Here is a 15030-nt window from a genome sequence, read left to right on the forward strand (position 1 = left end):
TTAGAATCGATTTTGAATGTCGCGTTTTAAAGCGAGTGCAAGTATGCAAAAAGTGACAATTTCTATTGTTATCTTTGTAGCAGGGTTAATAGCTACTTTTTTAGTACAATATTTAACAGAGCTTAATCGACCGGTTCTGGCGGATTTCTCAATTGTGTCTCAAGCTGCACCAGTCATTGTAGAAGAAATACCGTGCAACAACCGACGAAAGTGCTCTGAACGTATTCAATTTACGATTAAGAATGTCTCTTTTACTGTCAATGAATATTTTCCATTCTATAGACAAGTTAAACAAGGGTTGCCTACTGGCAGAGTACGAGTCTGGTATGATGCTTCAAACAATAATAAAATAGTAAATATCACTCAAAATGGGCGCGTCATTGCACCATTTGAAAAGCTAGTGCATGTTCAAGGGTATGCGAGTAGTGTTACTGCTTTGATACCCTTTGGCTTAGTCATCTTTTTTCTAATGGTGTGGTGGAGAGCAAGTGGCAAATAAGTTCAATGCGCTCGGTTTTAAACACACATAGCTTGGCCCCCTTTAGCGTTAGGCGCTCAAGCTATATAAGCTCACAGTACAACTAACCACCTATGTCGCTGGCTGAGACACTATTTATACGGTGATCTTCAATAAAGTTAATCATGCCTGGGTGTTTGTAGTGCAGCGTCTTAGATTCATTTGAAATCGCCCAAATGGTGTTATCTCTATCAACCTCGATATTATAAAAATCTCCGAACTTTTCTAACTTAGAGCCATTTAATTGGTAAACTTGTTGCTCGCCTAAGGTGTTTTTAACGATATGAGCCGTGAGGTATATTTGACCTGCGCCGACGGCAATGTCTTTAAAAGAACACGCTCTAGGACAGACAACCTCAACTTGTGACCAGTGATCACCTCTGCGCACGTAAACTTCGTTGTCTTGTGTGAGTGCCCAAACATCTCCTTGATAATTGACATCTACTTTGGTGATTTTTTTGCCGTCGATGCCATAGCTCCCACCAAAATTACCATTGTTAAGGTTGAAGCGTTTTAAATCACCACTAGCATTAACACAATAAGCGTATTTAGGGCTATGAGATGAGACGTCCCTAGCATCCCAACATCCAAAAATGTGTTGCCATGCATCGTTTTGATATCTAAATATCATGCCATATTCACCCACTGCGAATGTGGCCTCTTCATCGAAGGCATAACCTGGACTGTTGTAACTTTCATGACGATAGTGAAAATAACCACCGGAAGCGGCAATGGCCTTTTGATAATAGGGCAGTTGAATTGCTTGCCATGTTCCAACATTATCGTCTTTGTGGAGATAGGGGGTCCCTTGCTGGTCTATCATAACTCGAATGGCCGAATTTTCATGGCCTTGAGCATAGGCGAATGAAGTACTTAATGTGGTCGTTAATCCCAAAATACTCAATATTTTTGTTATATGCTTCATTTAGTTTTCCTTTACATGCTGTATATGTCTAAAAAAGTGTAAGCATATTCAAGAAAAATAAGACATACTAAAATCACAAAAAGTAATACTTTTGAATCTTATTTTATTTTCTATACATTTAGAAATTAATGAATTTTTATTGTATTTTGACCGGGGAGCTCATCGTTATTGAGCTCTATAAAATGATGTTATAGCAGTATTGTTTTATTTAACACACCAAAATATGACAGGTTTCGCGATAAAGTAAGCTTAGTGGTATGTCGTATAAAGATAAATATAAACGCCAATAGGTGTTTTATTCTCGGGCTCCGACAGTGTCCAACTGAGTGGACAGCTTTGCCACGTGTGCCTTTTTTTTCTTTCCCATAAAGGGTATGAAGATGCTTTTGTCTTGGTCGCAGCGAGCTTATAATGACAAACCTTATAGCTAGCGTTCTGAGCTTCTTTTTCTGAGCTGTTCGCAATAGCGTTAAAGGACACACTCAAACCTAGTGAGAGTGCCAACATACTTTTCATCATCATATCTCCTTGATTACCTCTAATTAACTTAACTGCCCAACCTATTTCCATTTAAGTTGGATTAGACCCTATAAATAAAACACATTATGAATGAAAAGTGAACAAAAAATTGTAAGCTTTATTTTTAATAGTGACATAAGGCTGTTTTTTGTACTTTTTCTAGTTTTAATGAGCGGAGCCTGTTGTAGCTAAGTGTTTCAATAAGAAAAAGATGAAACAACCCGTCTTCTATGAGTGTTACATACCTTTGGCATTAGGGTTTTGACATACTTATCTTTATCCATAATTAATGAATAAGTGGCGAGTGAACTTAAATAGTGAATAAGCATGATGCGCTGTGGCAAGTGATAAATTGGGAGTTATCATTTTGGTTTTTTGAAGGTGTTAATGGCGTGAGTTGCAAAGTGAGTTGCAAAGTGAGTTAGCGCGGTGTCATTCTTTAAAAATTATTTTGATATTTGTTATCGCATGAAGCCCACTTGAAAAACCGCTTGGAAGGAACAACTAATGAAGTTGTATGTAAATTGTGCAGCATACAAAAAACATTAAATAAATCGACTTTAAGGGTCGATAAGCGCTGTAAGTTACCTGATTAATTTGTAATAATGCGTCAGTTAACAAGCTACAAATTCAGAGGAAAGACCTCCTATGGCGGATACAGAGAATCGCCCAACAAACTTCATCAGAAATATCATTGACGGAGATCTGGCAAGTGGCAAACACGCATCAACACATACGCGTTTCCCGCCAGAGCCGAATGGTTTTTTACACATTGGCCATGCAAAGTCTATCTGCCTAAATTTTGGCATTGCTCAGGACTATAAAGGTCTTTGTAATTTACGTTTCGACGATACTAACCCAGAAAAAGAAGACATCGATTACGTAAACTCAATTCAAGAAGATGTAAAATGGCTAGGCTTCGAGTGGGATGGTGAAATTTGCTATTCATCAAACTATTTCGACAAGCTATACAGCTATGCTGTAGAACTGATCGAAAAGGGTCTAGCATATGTCTGTTTCTTGTCTCCCGAACAAGCACGTGAATATCGTGGCACACTGACTGAGCCTGGTAAGAATAGCCCACACAGAGATACCTCACCTGAAGAGAACTTAGCACTTTTCGAAAAAATGAAAAACGGCGAGTTTAAAGAAGGCGAGTGTGTGTTGCGAGCAAAAATCGACATGGCAAGCTCGTTTATGGTGCTTCGCGATCCGATTATTTATCGTATCCGCTTTGTTCATCACCATCAGACTGGTGACAAGTGGTGCATTTATCCAATGTATGACTTCACGCACTGTATCTCTGATGCGCTAGAAGGGATCACGCATTCATTGTGTACACTTGAATTCCAAGATAACCGTCGTTTATATGATTGGGTACTTGAGAACATCAGCATTGAGTGTCAACCACAACAAATTGAGTTTTCTCGTTTAAACCTAGAATATACTGTGATGTCTAAGCGTAAGCTCAATGACTTAGTTGTTAACGGTCAAGTAGAAGGCTGGGATGATCCGCGTATGCCTACCATTGCGGGTCTACGTCGTCGTGGTTACACACCGGCATCTATTCGTGAATTCTGTAAGCGTATTGGTATTACAAAACAAGATAACATGGTTGAAATGGGGATGCTTGAAGCATGTATCCGTGATGACCTAAATGAAAATGCACCACGTGCGATGGCTGTTTTAGATCCAGTTAAAATTGTTATCGAAAACTATGATGCAGACCAAGTGGAAATGTTATCTGCTCCAAATCACCCAACATTAGAAATGGGTGAGCGTGAATTGCCATTTACTCGTGAAATCTTCATTGAACGTGAAGACTTCCGCGTTGAAGCGAACAAAAAGTTTAAGCGTTTAGTGTTGGGTAAAGAAGTGCGTTTACGTAATGCTTACGTGATCAAAGCTGAGCGCATTGAAGAAGACGATGCAGGCAATATTACAACTATTTATTGTACATATGATGCCGACACGCTTGGTAAAAACCCAGCAGATGGCCGTAAAGTTAAAGGCGTAATTCATTGGGTTTCAGCGTCACATTGTATTGAAGCGGAAGTACGTCAGTATGACCGTCTATTCAATGTACCAAACCCAGCTGCTGCAGAAGACTTTGCAACTACGCTAAACCCTGATTCATTGGTTGTGATTGCAAATGCAAAACTTGAGCCTTCACTTGCTAAAGCAAATGCTGAACAAGGTTTTCAATTTGAGCGCCTAGGCTATTACAGCCGAGACAACAAGTCTGAAGCTTTGACGTTTAACCAAACGGTGGGTCTTCGTGACTCATGGGCAAAAATTGAAAAAGCGTAAAGCAGTTTAATTTAACGCTATTTTTTATTAAAAAAGGTCGACATTTGTCGGCCTTTTTTTCAATATATTCATCAAATTAGTTTTATTAAGTCGTGCCGTGAGCAAACAGTCAATTCACAATTTCTACATTAATGAACAGCAGTCGATATATTTGCTTTCTCACCATGATGCAAAAAAACACCGTCAATGGCTAAACATTTGTAAAAAGCAATTGTCGTTGCTTGGGTATCAAGATGTTGAACTGATAGGCTCTGGTGCCTTTGGGTTTGTATTCGCAGGTGTTGAAGACAGTGGCGCACAGTGGGTATTTAAATTTTCTCGTATCACATTGGCGCAGAGTGTAAGAGATCGGCTTGAAGATGAAGCTTATATGTTATCTCAAATTAATAATCCTATGGTGCCAGAGTTTTTCGCATTTGAACGTGTGAAAAAACAGGGAATATTAATGATGGCCCGAGCCCAAGGTGAAGATCTTGAGCAAATTTCGTTGAAACAAGGGCGGCTAAAGCCACATATCTTGGTTCATTTGGCCCTGAAATTACGCAATGTGTTGTTAGATTTGAGAGAACGAAAAAATGGTATGTCCTTACAGCCTGTGGTTCATGGAGACATAAAACCTTCAAATATTGTTTGGGATCAGCAATCTGATGCTTTCTCTTTAGTTGATTGGGGTAGCTCTGTTTATGCGCAAATAGATGTACATGGCGAGCCTGTCGCCAGTAATATCATGGATTTAATGTCCTCTGATATCGCCAGTACGAATGCTCGAATGGGGGATGTGTATTTTATTGGTGATGAGCAAATGTCGGGTTCACGATCTTCTCCACGTTTTGATGAGCAAGGCGTTGCTTCGACTATCTATGCGCTGGCAAGCGCACAATCATGTCGCTTTGGTGCGCAAGTAATTCCTGCAACCAGCTTGGGGTTACCCATGGAGTTTTCACGAGTTATAGATGGGATGTTGAGTAAAGATAAAGCGGTCCGCGATGCTGCAGGTGATTATTTTATGCGTAATATGCCAGCGATGGCCAAAGTATATTTGCCTGATATTGACTCGCCTCAACTCAAAGCGGATATACCATTTTGGACTTCTTCACAAACTGATTTGCCAGATACTGTAGTTTATAGTTCAAGAAAACAGTTCTTGCGCCGTGCCGATCATAATCAACAATTACTCGATGTTAATGATGCACAGCTAGATAGGTATTATAAAGAGTTTCTATTTGATACGGGGGACACTGAAAAGGCGTTTTTAGCTTCTATTAGTCGGCTAGCCAAATATCCGGTAGTAGGGGGCCTGAGCTTTCATTGGCAGCAAGCGTCTTTATTTGTTGAGTCCAGTTTGATGCTGCATGATGATAGTTTACAAAGTGCGTTTACAGATGCAGTCAACGCCACCGTTATGCTGGCACAGGGGATTGAGCAAAAAGGTCTTTTTAAGTGTTGTTTATTTGATGCGAGGCAAACAATTCAATTAGAACGAGACGAAACAGGTGCTTATATCTTTGAGCAGCTTCCTGAGTTGCAGTATACAGTGAGTCATGTGGCTGCGTCAGAGGTGACGCGACCTCATTCTTATTTTGAAGATGGTAAAGACCCTGATGAGCAACTGCAATTGCCTAAGCAAATTATCCAGTGTGTATTTGAGCTAAATAAAATTCACCATACAGGCTGTATTATTTTTGAGTCATTGAGTGACCGATTGAAAATTCACTACTATTATCGATTGCTTGATGCTGAGCAAGAAGTCGCCTTTGCAGCGCTTTTAAAGGAGATTATTCAATACACAGTGAGTATTCAAGACTATGGTGTAGCAGGGTTTATGAAGCTGCCTTACAAAAATACCCGAGAATTTGAATTGTGTCCTAAGCAACCGGATAACTACTTTCCAAAAAATCCAAAGTCGTAGAGTGGGAATGCGAGTGTTAATAGCTTTAAAATAAATAGTAAAATTTGAACTAGTATATGACGAATTGTCAATTGAAATTTGGCTGAGTATGTAGCAACCTTTTAAGAAATAGGAGGGAGCTATGGATAAAGTAAAAAGACAGGAGATCTTAACCTTGAGTTGGGGGATCCACGATGAAGTTGAGCAAGCAATCGTCCATCACACTGCCGTTGAAGGAGATGATGATTGGTCTGAGAAGCAAAGATTATTGATAGCCGATATGTCTTTGCATTTGCTGCAAACAGCGCTTAAACCTGAACCAATGTGTCATGAAAAACTCAAAAATAATTTGAATGCTATTTTAACTTTATCGAATGATTTTGTAGGTGAGGTTGATCTGAAACAGGTTGCTGATGCACTTTACAGCATCGAAAAGGCGTGAAAATAAGCGCACGATTTAAGCGTTTTTTATACAAATACCAAAGAAAAAAGCCAGCAAACTTGCTGGCTTAATCATAACAAACTAGAAGCAGTTTGCTATTAAGATTCGTCAGATTCAGTAAATCTTCTACACTCTTCTTCGTCAACACACTCACCATAAAGGTAAAGAGAGTGGTTCGTCAGCTTAATGCCATTGCTGGTCGCAATTTCTACTTGACGAGTTTCAATCACTTCATCTTCGAATTCGATAACTTTGCCACACTTCAAACACACTAAGTGGTCATGGTGAGTGCTACCTGATAATTCAAAAACTGACTTGCCGCCTTCAAAATGGTGACGTGTCACAATACCGGCATCATCAAATTGGTTCAGTACACGATATACCGTAGCCAAGCCAATTTCTTCGCCCTTGTCGAGCAAAATTTTATAAACATCTTCTGCGCTGATATGTTGATTTTCAGGAGATTGCAAAATCTCTAGAATTTTAATACGCGGTAAGGTGACTTTTAAGCCCGCCTTTTTAAGCTCTAAGTTGTGATCAGTCATTTAATCTGTCTCAATCTATTATCTTTTTACTTCAATTCTTAAGAATAAGCACGACCATTTTCTTAAGAATAACGTGCACGGGCAACAAGTCAAAGCTTGTTTTATTAATTCAATGAATTAATCTTCTAATTCACTTAAACACATTTCGTCATATACCTGTGCACACCAAGCTTTAATACGCTGCTCAGTAAGCTCTGGTTGACGGTCTTCATCGATACCTAAACCAACAAAGTGGTTGTCATCAACAAGTGCTTTTGATGCTTCGAATTCGTAGCCTTCAGTTGGCCAGTGGCCAACAACAATTGCACCGCGCTCTGCTACGATGTCGTTTACCATGCCCATCGCATCTAAGAAGTATTCAGCATAATCTTCTTGGTCACCACAACCAAAGATAGCGACTAGCTTGCCTTCAAAGTTAATTTCTTCAAGCTCTGGGAAAAAGTCATCCCAGTCACATTGCGCTTCACCGTAGTACCAAGTAGGGATACCAAATAGAATAAGATCAAACTCTTCGATGTCTGCTTTGCTACTTTTAGCGATGTCTTTTACATCGATTAGTTTTTTACCTAGCTCTTTTTGGATCTGTTTAGCAACGTGTTCGGTGTTACCCGTATCACTGCCGAAAAAAATACCTACGCTTGCCATTAATTACTTACCTTTATCTATTAATCGCTAATTTCTCTTGCAAAATGGTTTCTATAAGTGCACTACGGCTAATATTTTGCTCTTCGGCCATATCACTTAACGCTTGGTAAAGTTCCGAAGACACTTTGAACTCTACGCGTTTTAAACCTCTTGCTCTATCTCTTTTAATTTGATTACGCTTGTTGATCTTTAGCTGCATCTCCCTAGGTAAGGGATTTGTTTTGGGCCGACCAGGGCGTTTTTCGTTTTCAAATAAGTCGATAGTTGTTCTATCTAATTCAGACTTGGCCATTAACCAACACCCGCACCTTGCCAAAACACTTGTATCACACCTTTGGCTATGAAACCTGAACAACCTAAAAACAACACCAGCCAAACGATGTATCGACCAAATTTAGGCACATCACCTTTCTTTAGAACGTCCTGTATGGCCATTCCAATAAGAAAGAATATACATGCGAGCGCAAAGTAAAAACCAAGAGTTTCAAACTCATTTATGTATTGACTGATCATCTTTGCACTACTAAAACCTTAAACGGCGGCTACTATAGCATACCTAACTACAATAAATTAAGTTTCGCTATACAAAAATCTCCGACAATTATTGAATAAAATCAATAATTGAACGATTGACTGCTTCAGGCTTTTCAGCGTGTAGCCAATGCCCAGCACCTTGAATGACTTTTGCTCGGGCTTTTGTAAATGCGCCCACGATGGCATTTTTGTGCTCTGGCAAAATGTAGTCGGAGTTATTACCTTTGATAAATAGCGTATCACACAAACAGGTACGAGGTGTATCTATGTTGGCGATAATCTTAGAATAATTTTTTTCAATTACGGATAAATTGAATCGCCACTCAAGCTTTCCTGAGTCATTTTTTGCCAAGCTTTTCAACAAAAACTGTCTCACGCCAAGTTCATCTATATGTTCAGCCATAACCTTATCAGCTTCACTACGGCTATTTGGTTCATGGAGAGAGACTTGATTTAATGCGGCAATAATAGAGTCATGCCTCGGGTGGTAGGCCACAGGTGCTATGTCGAGTACGACCAGCTTAGTCACTTTTTGTTCGTCGAGCATAGCGACTTGCATGGCTACCTTACCGCCCATAGAGTGCCCAACAAGTGTGACACTTTCTAAACCTAAGTGGTTAATCAGGTTGATGATGTCTTGTGCCATGAACTGGTAGTCCATATCGTCGCTTTTAAAAGAGCGTCCATGGTTGCGCAGATCCACATTGATAACATTAAAGTTAGCTTCTAGTGCTCTGGCGATGACATTGAGATTTTCTAACGAACCAAAAAGGCCATGAATTAAGAACACTGTTTTGGCGCTTTTTTGGTCTAAACCACTTTGTTTAAAATTGAGTAACATACTACCTCCAAGTTTGCGACGCTATTCTGCCAGTCTTAATTCAAAATTCAAAGCCGTAGAGGAAGAAGAAAAATTTAGATATAATCCCCCCAAATGCAGTATATGTATAAAATGACAGGACAAGCATGAAAACAATAGAAATAGATGACGAACTATATCAGTACATTGCAAGCAATACGCAAAGTATTGGTGAGAGCGCCTCACAGATCCTGCGTCGTTTACTAGAGTTAGAGCCAGTTCAGGGCGCTTCGGTCGCTGTAAAGGTCGAAGAAAAACAAGTTGAGCCAGTTCAAGCTCAGAGTAAAGTTGAAGATAAAGTAGAGCCAGTACGAGAGTCAGCGAATGTATTTAACATTCTTAATAAAGAAGAGCTTGCTATGCAAAAAGGCGTAGTTGGGCGGTTCTTATTTATTTTGGCTGCATTTCATCGCACTCACAAAGCGCAATTTAATAAAGTGCTCGAAATAAAAGGGCGAGACCGAATTTACTTTGCAACAAGTAAAGAAGCGTTGCTTGAAAGCGGGAGCAGTATGAACCCAAAAAATATCACCGACAGTGAGTATTGGGTCATGACGAATTCAAACACCACGCGTAAAAAGATGATGTTGCACGAGGTAGCTTTGATTTTAGGCTACACTCAGCAGCAGGCAGAAACAGTTCGAGACTACCTATAAGGAAATGTGATGGCAAACCATCCAAACGCAGGCAAAAAAGCTCCTAAATCACAGCTCGCAAATATTCCGAAGCTGGTGTCAGCTTATTATTTGAATGAGCCAGATCTTGAAACAAATCCAGAACATTGTGTGGCATTTGGTACATCTGGCCATCGTGGCTGTTCATATAACGTCAAGTTTAATGAGTCACATATTTTAGCGATCACACAAGCTATTTGTGATTACCGTAAGGCCAATAATATTTTTGGTCCTCTATATTTAGGTAAAGACACGCATGCATTGTCTGAAGCTGCTTTTAACTCAGCTATTGAGGTCCTGGTCGCTAACGAAGTGCAAGTTATAACTCAGGACAATGATGACTTTACACCGACACCAGTGATAAGCCATGCGATTGTATGCCATAACCGAACTCACCCAAATGAACTAGCAGATGGCATTGTCGTGACACCATCGCACAACCCGCCTGAAGATGGTGGGTTTAAATACAACCCACCAAATGGTGGCCCTGCAGATACGGATGTAACAAATTGGATTGAGCAACGTGCAAATCAGTTATTGCGTGAAGATTTGGTTGAAGTTCAATTGTTCCCTTTTGCAAAAGCTAAGCGTTCAGGTTTTATTAAATACGAAGATTTAATCACGCCTTATGTGGAAGATTTGGCAAATGTTATTGATTTAGAAGCCATCGCAAAAGCTGGCGTTTCTATCGGTATTGATCCATTGGGCGGTTCAGGTATTAACTTTTGGCCTGTGATTGCGGACAAGTTTGGGCTCAATATGACGGTCGTAAACGATGAAGTGGACCCGCGATTTGCATTTATGCCTCTTGATAAAGACGGCAAAATTAGAATGGATTGCTCGTCACCGTTTGCAATGGCAAATTTAATTGAAATTAAAGACGATTTTGATATTGGCATTGGTAACGATCCTGACTATGACCGTCATGGTATTGTCACAAAAGATGGTTTAATGAATCCGAATCACTTTTTAGCTGTTGCCATTGATTATTTATTAAAACACCGAGATTGGGCAAAAGACATCAAAGTCGGTAAAACACTAGTATCAAGCGGCATGATTGATAAGGTTGTGCAAAGTCATGGCAATGAAGTATATGAAGTCCCAGTGGGCTTCAAATGGTTTGTTGAAGGCTTAAGTGATAAGTGGCTTGCTTTTGGTGGTGAAGAGAGTGCCGGCGCATCATTTTTGAGAAAAAATGGTGATGTTTGGAACACTGATAAGGATGGCTTTATCCTTGGTTTACTTGCCGCTGAAATTTTAGCTGTCACAGGCAAAACACCTTCTGAGCGATACAAAGAGCTTGAACAAGAGTTTGGTGCGCCAAGTTATAAACGAATTGATGCACCAGCAAATGATGCGCAAAAGGCCAGACTTAAAGCACTCAGTGTGGATGATGTGAAAGCGACAACGCTTGCAGGTGATGAAATTACCGATATTCTGACGCATGCACCAGGTAATGGCGCAGCGATTGGCGGCTTGAAAGTAGTGACTGCTTCTGGTTGGTTCGCAGCGAGACCGTCTGGCACAGAAGATATTTACAAAATTTATTTAGAATCTTTCAAAGGCGAAGCGCACCTCGCTGAGCTTGAAAGTGCAGCGAAAGCACTAGTAGATAGTGTGATCAGCTAAAATATCAAATATTAAAGGCCATGTTTCATGGCCTTTTTCTTTTTTACATCTCTCATAAGGTGACAGTATGTACCTTGATACATTAAAAGCAACAGGGGACTTTTTAACCATAACTCGTGAAAATGAGTTTGAATTAGCATCGAGCCAATTTACATTGGAAAACGGTACTGAGGTTAAAGTAATAGATACCGGTGTAATTCAATTTACTCCAGCGTGTGAAACACAAAAAGATTTTGTCTTTTCGAGTGCTGTTCACGGCAACGAAACCGCGCCAATCGAAATCTGCGATGAGCTTATCCAGAAGATCATTATGGGTAAACTTGAACTTAAGCAACGTGTTTTATTTATTTTTGGCAATCCAAAATCAATTAACATTGGCAAGCGATTTGTAGACGAAAACTTAAATCGTCTTTTTAATGGTGCTCATGAAAATAAGTCGGATAACCCGGAGCAGGTACGCGCAGCAAATTTAGAAAACTATGTGCGAGAGTTCTTCACGAGTGTTGAAACAGGTCGCTATCGTGCGCATTATGATCTTCACACGGCTATTCGAGGCTCTAAAAACGAAAAATTTGCGGTTTATCCTTTTTTACATGGCAAACCTTGGAAAAAATCACAATTACAGTTTTTATTATCTTGCGGTGTGAATACTGTTCTGATGATGCGCTCGGCTGCAACTACTTTCAGTTATTTCTCATCAAAACAGTTTGAAGCAGATGCATTTACCGTTGAGCTTGGCCAAGTTAAACCGTTTGGTGAAAATAATATGGCAAGCTTCGAAGCGACAAAGCAGACGCTTTGTGCATTAATTAGCCAAAAAGAAGTTGGATATAAAGAATTCGATGCAAAAGACTTTGAGCTATTCACTGTGCATAGAACGATTAACCGAACTTGTGAAGCGTTTTCATTTCCATTCCCTGATTCTGCTGTAAACTTTACAGGATTCGCTAAAGGTGAGCTACTGGCAACAGATGGAAACACTGAGATTTTTGCTGAAGTAGAAGGCGAAGCTATTATATTCCCAAATGCTAAAGTTGCCCTTGGCCAACGTGCATTATTAACCGTGATCCCCATGGAAGTGAACGAAAACTTTGTTTAACCCTCTGAAATAAAAGTTTTTTTGTAACCGTATCGAAATCTTTCCAGAATAAAAATGCAAATTATCGGTTATTCATCTAGGATTAGTTGAATAACCGTTTACGTTAACGTAAAGTGGCAAAAGCTTTAATTTAAGTAATTTGCATTTACCGCACTAATTATTCAAAACTCAACACGCGGGCTTTTATGTCAATGCTATTGACTGCAAGTATTGCAAATTGGCGATGACAACAAGAGAAGGTAGGTTATGACTAACCCCAATAACATATCGTTAAACATAAGCCATGCACTCGAATTTATCGACGGCCATGCGCTTAACATCCCAACATTGAAAATTTTAAGTGAACAAGGCGAGATCTTAGATGGCGCAACGTCGCCTGAATTAGATAAAGAAACCGCACTTAAAATTTATAGCACGATGAGATTTATCCGTTTGTTGGATGAACGTATGCAAGCCGCTCAGCGCCAAGGCCGTATTAGTTTCTATATGCAATGTCTAGGTGAAGAAGCCGCGATCACGGCGAGTGCTGCTGCGTTAAAGCAAGATGATATGATCATGGCTCAGTATCGTGAGCAGGCTGCACTGCATTATCGTGGCTTTACACTAGAACAATTCATGAACCAGCTTTTCTCAAATGAAAAAGACTTGGGTAAGGGTCGTCAAATGCCGGTGCATTATGGCTCTAACGAACTACATTATCTGACAATTTCTTCCCCACTTGGTACTCAAATTCCACAAGCTACCGGTTATGCATATGGCCAAAAGCTCAAACATATTGATAAAGAGTCTGGTGAATTAAATTCTGAAATCGATAATGTGACTATCTGTTACTTCGGTGAAGGTGCTGCTTCAGAAGGTGATTTCCATGCTGGCCTTAACATGGCCGCAGTACACAAAGCTCCTGTTATCTTCTTTGCCCGTAATAACGGTTACGCCATATCAACACCTGCGGATGAGCAGTTTAAAGGTGACGGTATTGCAGCACGTGGTGTTGGCTACGGGATTAAGACTATTCGTGTTGATGGCGCTGATACACTAGCTGTGTATGAAGCGACTAAAAAAGCCCGTGAAATAGCAGTCACAACAGGTGAGCCTGTGCTCATCGAGTCAATTGCATATCGCCTTGGCGCTCACTCTACTTCTGATGACCCATCAGGATACCGTACTAAAGATGAAGAGGCAGAATTTAAGAATAACTGCCCAGTTGCTAGATTCAAAGCATGGCTACTGAAACAAAACTGGTTGGATGAAAAAGAAGACGAAGCAATTAAAGACAAGATCCGCGAAGAGATATTGGCTGCATTAAAAGTTGCTGAAAAGGTACAAAAACCTGCTTTAGAAGAGCTTGTTTCTGATGTGTATGACACGCCAATCCCCGCGCTACAAAAACAATACGAAGAATTAAAAGAGCATATTAAACAATATCCAGATGCCTATCCAATTACAGCAGGGAGAATCAAATAATGGCTAAAATGAATATGTTACACGCCATTAATTCGGCGCTTGATATTAGTATGGCAGAGCACCCTCAGGCTTGTATCTTCGGTGAAGATGTGGGTTATTTTGGCGGTGTATTCCGTGCAACATCTGGATTGCAAGAAAAGTATGGTAAGCACCGTGTATTTAATACACCACTCACAGAGCAAGGTATTCTTGGTTTTGCTAATGGTCTTGCTGCATTTGGCGCACCTGCATTAGCTGAAATTCAGTTTGCGGATTATATCTTCCCTGCGTTTGACCAAATCGTAAATGAGTCAGCGAAATTCCGTTACCGCTCTGGTAATGAGTTTAATGTTGGTAATTTGACTATTCGTACGCCTTACGGCGGTGGTATTGCCGGTGGTTTATATCACTCGCAATCTCCGGAAGCGTATTTTGCTCACACACCAGGTTTGAAATTGGTTGTGCCGCGTAACCCTTATCAAGCAAAAGGCTTATTGAGAGCCTGTATCAAAGATGATAATCCAGTTATTTTCTTTGAACCTAAACGCTTATACCGTGCATCAGTTGGTGAAGTACCAGAAGAAGATTACACAATTGAAATTGGTACAGCGGAAGTTGTCAAAGAGGGCTCAGACATCACTGTACTTGCTTGGGGCGCACAAATGGAGATCATTGAACAGGCCGCAGTTAAAGCAGAAGAAGCGGGTATCAGCTGCGAAATTATCGATCTTCGCTCAATTTTACCTTGGGATGCTGACACACTGATTAAGTCTGTAACTAAGACAGGTCGTTTAGTGATCAGTCATGAAGCGCCAATTACAAATGGTTTTGGTGCTGAAATCGCGGCGACTATCCAAAAAGAGTGCTTCTTGCACTTAGAGTCACCTATTGAACGCGTATGTGGTCTAGATACCCCGTATCCTTTAGCTCTTGAAAAAGAATATGTACCAGATGCTTTAAAAGTGTTTGAAGCAATCAAGAAGTCAGTGGAATTTTAAGGA

General features: G+C 40.2%; 15 protein-coding genes. 9 read left to right on the plus strand and 6 right to left on the minus strand.

Going from position 1 to position 15030, the window contains the following annotated elements; all coding sequences use genetic code 11:
* Positions 1-43: 43 nt before the first annotated feature.
* The gene (locus tag N473_RS02955) at positions 44-499 is read left to right on the plus strand and encodes a hypothetical protein (protein ID WP_155735520.1); all 456 of its coding nucleotides are present in this window, start codon (positions 44-46) and stop codon (positions 497-499) included.
* Positions 500-581: 82 nt separating this feature from the next.
* Here the strand turns inward: N473_RS02955 and N473_RS02960 are convergent, their stop codons facing one another.
* On the minus strand, positions 582-1442 hold the full coding sequence (locus N473_RS02960) for a hypothetical protein (protein WP_063366649.1): 861 nt from the start codon (positions 1440-1442) through the stop codon (positions 582-584).
* 1167 nt (positions 1443-2609) lie between these two features.
* Between N473_RS02960 and glnS the strand changes: the two genes are divergently transcribed.
* From glnS to N473_RS02980, 3 genes are all read left to right on the plus strand, one after another.
* On the plus strand, positions 2610-4271 hold the full coding sequence (gene glnS / locus N473_RS02970; protein WP_039609838.1) for a glutamine--tRNA ligase: 1662 nt from the start codon (positions 2610-2612) through the stop codon (positions 4269-4271).
* 97 nt (positions 4272-4368) lie between these two features.
* Positions 4369-6180, plus strand: coding sequence for a protein kinase domain-containing protein (locus N473_RS02975; protein ID WP_063366651.1), 1812 nt, complete (start codon positions 4369-4371; stop codon positions 6178-6180).
* 121 nt (positions 6181-6301) lie between these two features.
* On the plus strand, positions 6302-6601 hold the full coding sequence (locus N473_RS02980) for a hypothetical protein (protein WP_039609840.1): 300 nt from the start codon (positions 6302-6304) through the stop codon (positions 6599-6601).
* Positions 6602-6699: 98 nt separating this feature from the next.
* On the opposite strand, the gene fur is transcribed toward N473_RS02980, so the two are convergent.
* The 5 genes from fur to N473_RS03005 form a co-directional block, all read right to left on the minus strand.
* Complete coding sequence (gene fur, locus N473_RS02985; protein ID WP_046356269.1) at positions 6700-7146, minus strand: ferric iron uptake transcriptional regulator; 447 nt, start codon at positions 7144-7146, stop codon at positions 6700-6702.
* Between the two features lie 117 nt (positions 7147-7263).
* The gene (gene fldA / locus N473_RS02990; protein ID WP_039609842.1) at positions 7264-7791 is read right to left on the minus strand and encodes a flavodoxin FldA; all 528 of its coding nucleotides are present in this window, start codon (positions 7789-7791) and stop codon (positions 7264-7266) included.
* A gap of 13 nt (positions 7792-7804) precedes the next feature.
* Entirely contained in the window at positions 7805-8083 is a 279-nt protein-coding gene (gene ybfE, locus N473_RS02995) for a LexA regulated protein (RefSeq protein WP_023399385.1), read from the minus strand.
* Positions 8083-8304: a DUF2788 domain-containing protein gene (locus N473_RS03000; protein ID WP_023399386.1), complete on the minus strand. Its 222-nt coding sequence runs from the start codon at positions 8302-8304 to the stop codon at positions 8083-8085. The genes ybfE and N473_RS03000 overlap by 1 nt, the downstream gene beginning before the upstream one ends.
* Before the next feature lie 88 nt (positions 8305-8392).
* The gene (locus N473_RS03005) at positions 8393-9166 is read right to left on the minus strand and encodes an alpha/beta fold hydrolase (protein ID WP_063366652.1); all 774 of its coding nucleotides are present in this window, start codon (positions 9164-9166) and stop codon (positions 8393-8395) included.
* Between the two features lie 125 nt (positions 9167-9291).
* Here N473_RS03005 and seqA point away from each other — a divergent pair, with 125 nt between their 5' ends.
* The 5 genes from seqA (at position 9292) to N473_RS03030 (ending at position 15027) form a co-directional block, all read left to right on the plus strand.
* Positions 9292-9840 carry a replication initiation negative regulator SeqA gene (seqA, locus tag N473_RS03010; RefSeq protein WP_039609844.1) on the plus strand — a complete coding sequence of 183 codons (549 nt, stop codon included), beginning with the start codon at positions 9292-9294 and terminating at the stop codon, positions 9838-9840.
* A gap of 9 nt (positions 9841-9849) precedes the next feature.
* Positions 9850-11487, plus strand: coding sequence for a phosphoglucomutase (alpha-D-glucose-1,6-bisphosphate-dependent) (gene pgm, locus N473_RS03015; protein WP_063366653.1), 1638 nt, complete (start codon positions 9850-9852; stop codon positions 11485-11487).
* 67 nt (positions 11488-11554) lie between these two features.
* On the plus strand, positions 11555-12586 hold the full coding sequence (gene astE, locus N473_RS03020; RefSeq protein ID WP_063366654.1) for a succinylglutamate desuccinylase: 1032 nt from the start codon (positions 11555-11557) through the stop codon (positions 12584-12586).
* Positions 12587-12832: 246 nt separating this feature from the next.
* Positions 12833-14050 (plus strand): thiamine pyrophosphate-dependent dehydrogenase E1 component subunit alpha, encoded by a 1218-nt coding sequence (locus N473_RS03025; RefSeq protein WP_063366655.1) that lies wholly within the window; start codon positions 12833-12835, stop codon positions 14048-14050.
* A complete protein-coding gene (locus tag N473_RS03030) occupies positions 14050-15027 on the plus strand; it encodes an alpha-ketoacid dehydrogenase subunit beta (protein ID WP_039609848.1) in 978 nt (325 codons plus the stop codon). Before N473_RS03025 ends, N473_RS03030 begins: the two co-directional genes overlap by 1 nt.
* Positions 15028-15030: the final 3 nt, after the last annotated feature.

The sequence above is a fragment of the Pseudoalteromonas luteoviolacea CPMOR-1 genome (assembly GCF_001625685.1).
GTDB classification, from domain to species: domain Bacteria; phylum Pseudomonadota; class Gammaproteobacteria; order Enterobacterales; family Alteromonadaceae; genus Pseudoalteromonas; species Pseudoalteromonas luteoviolacea_K.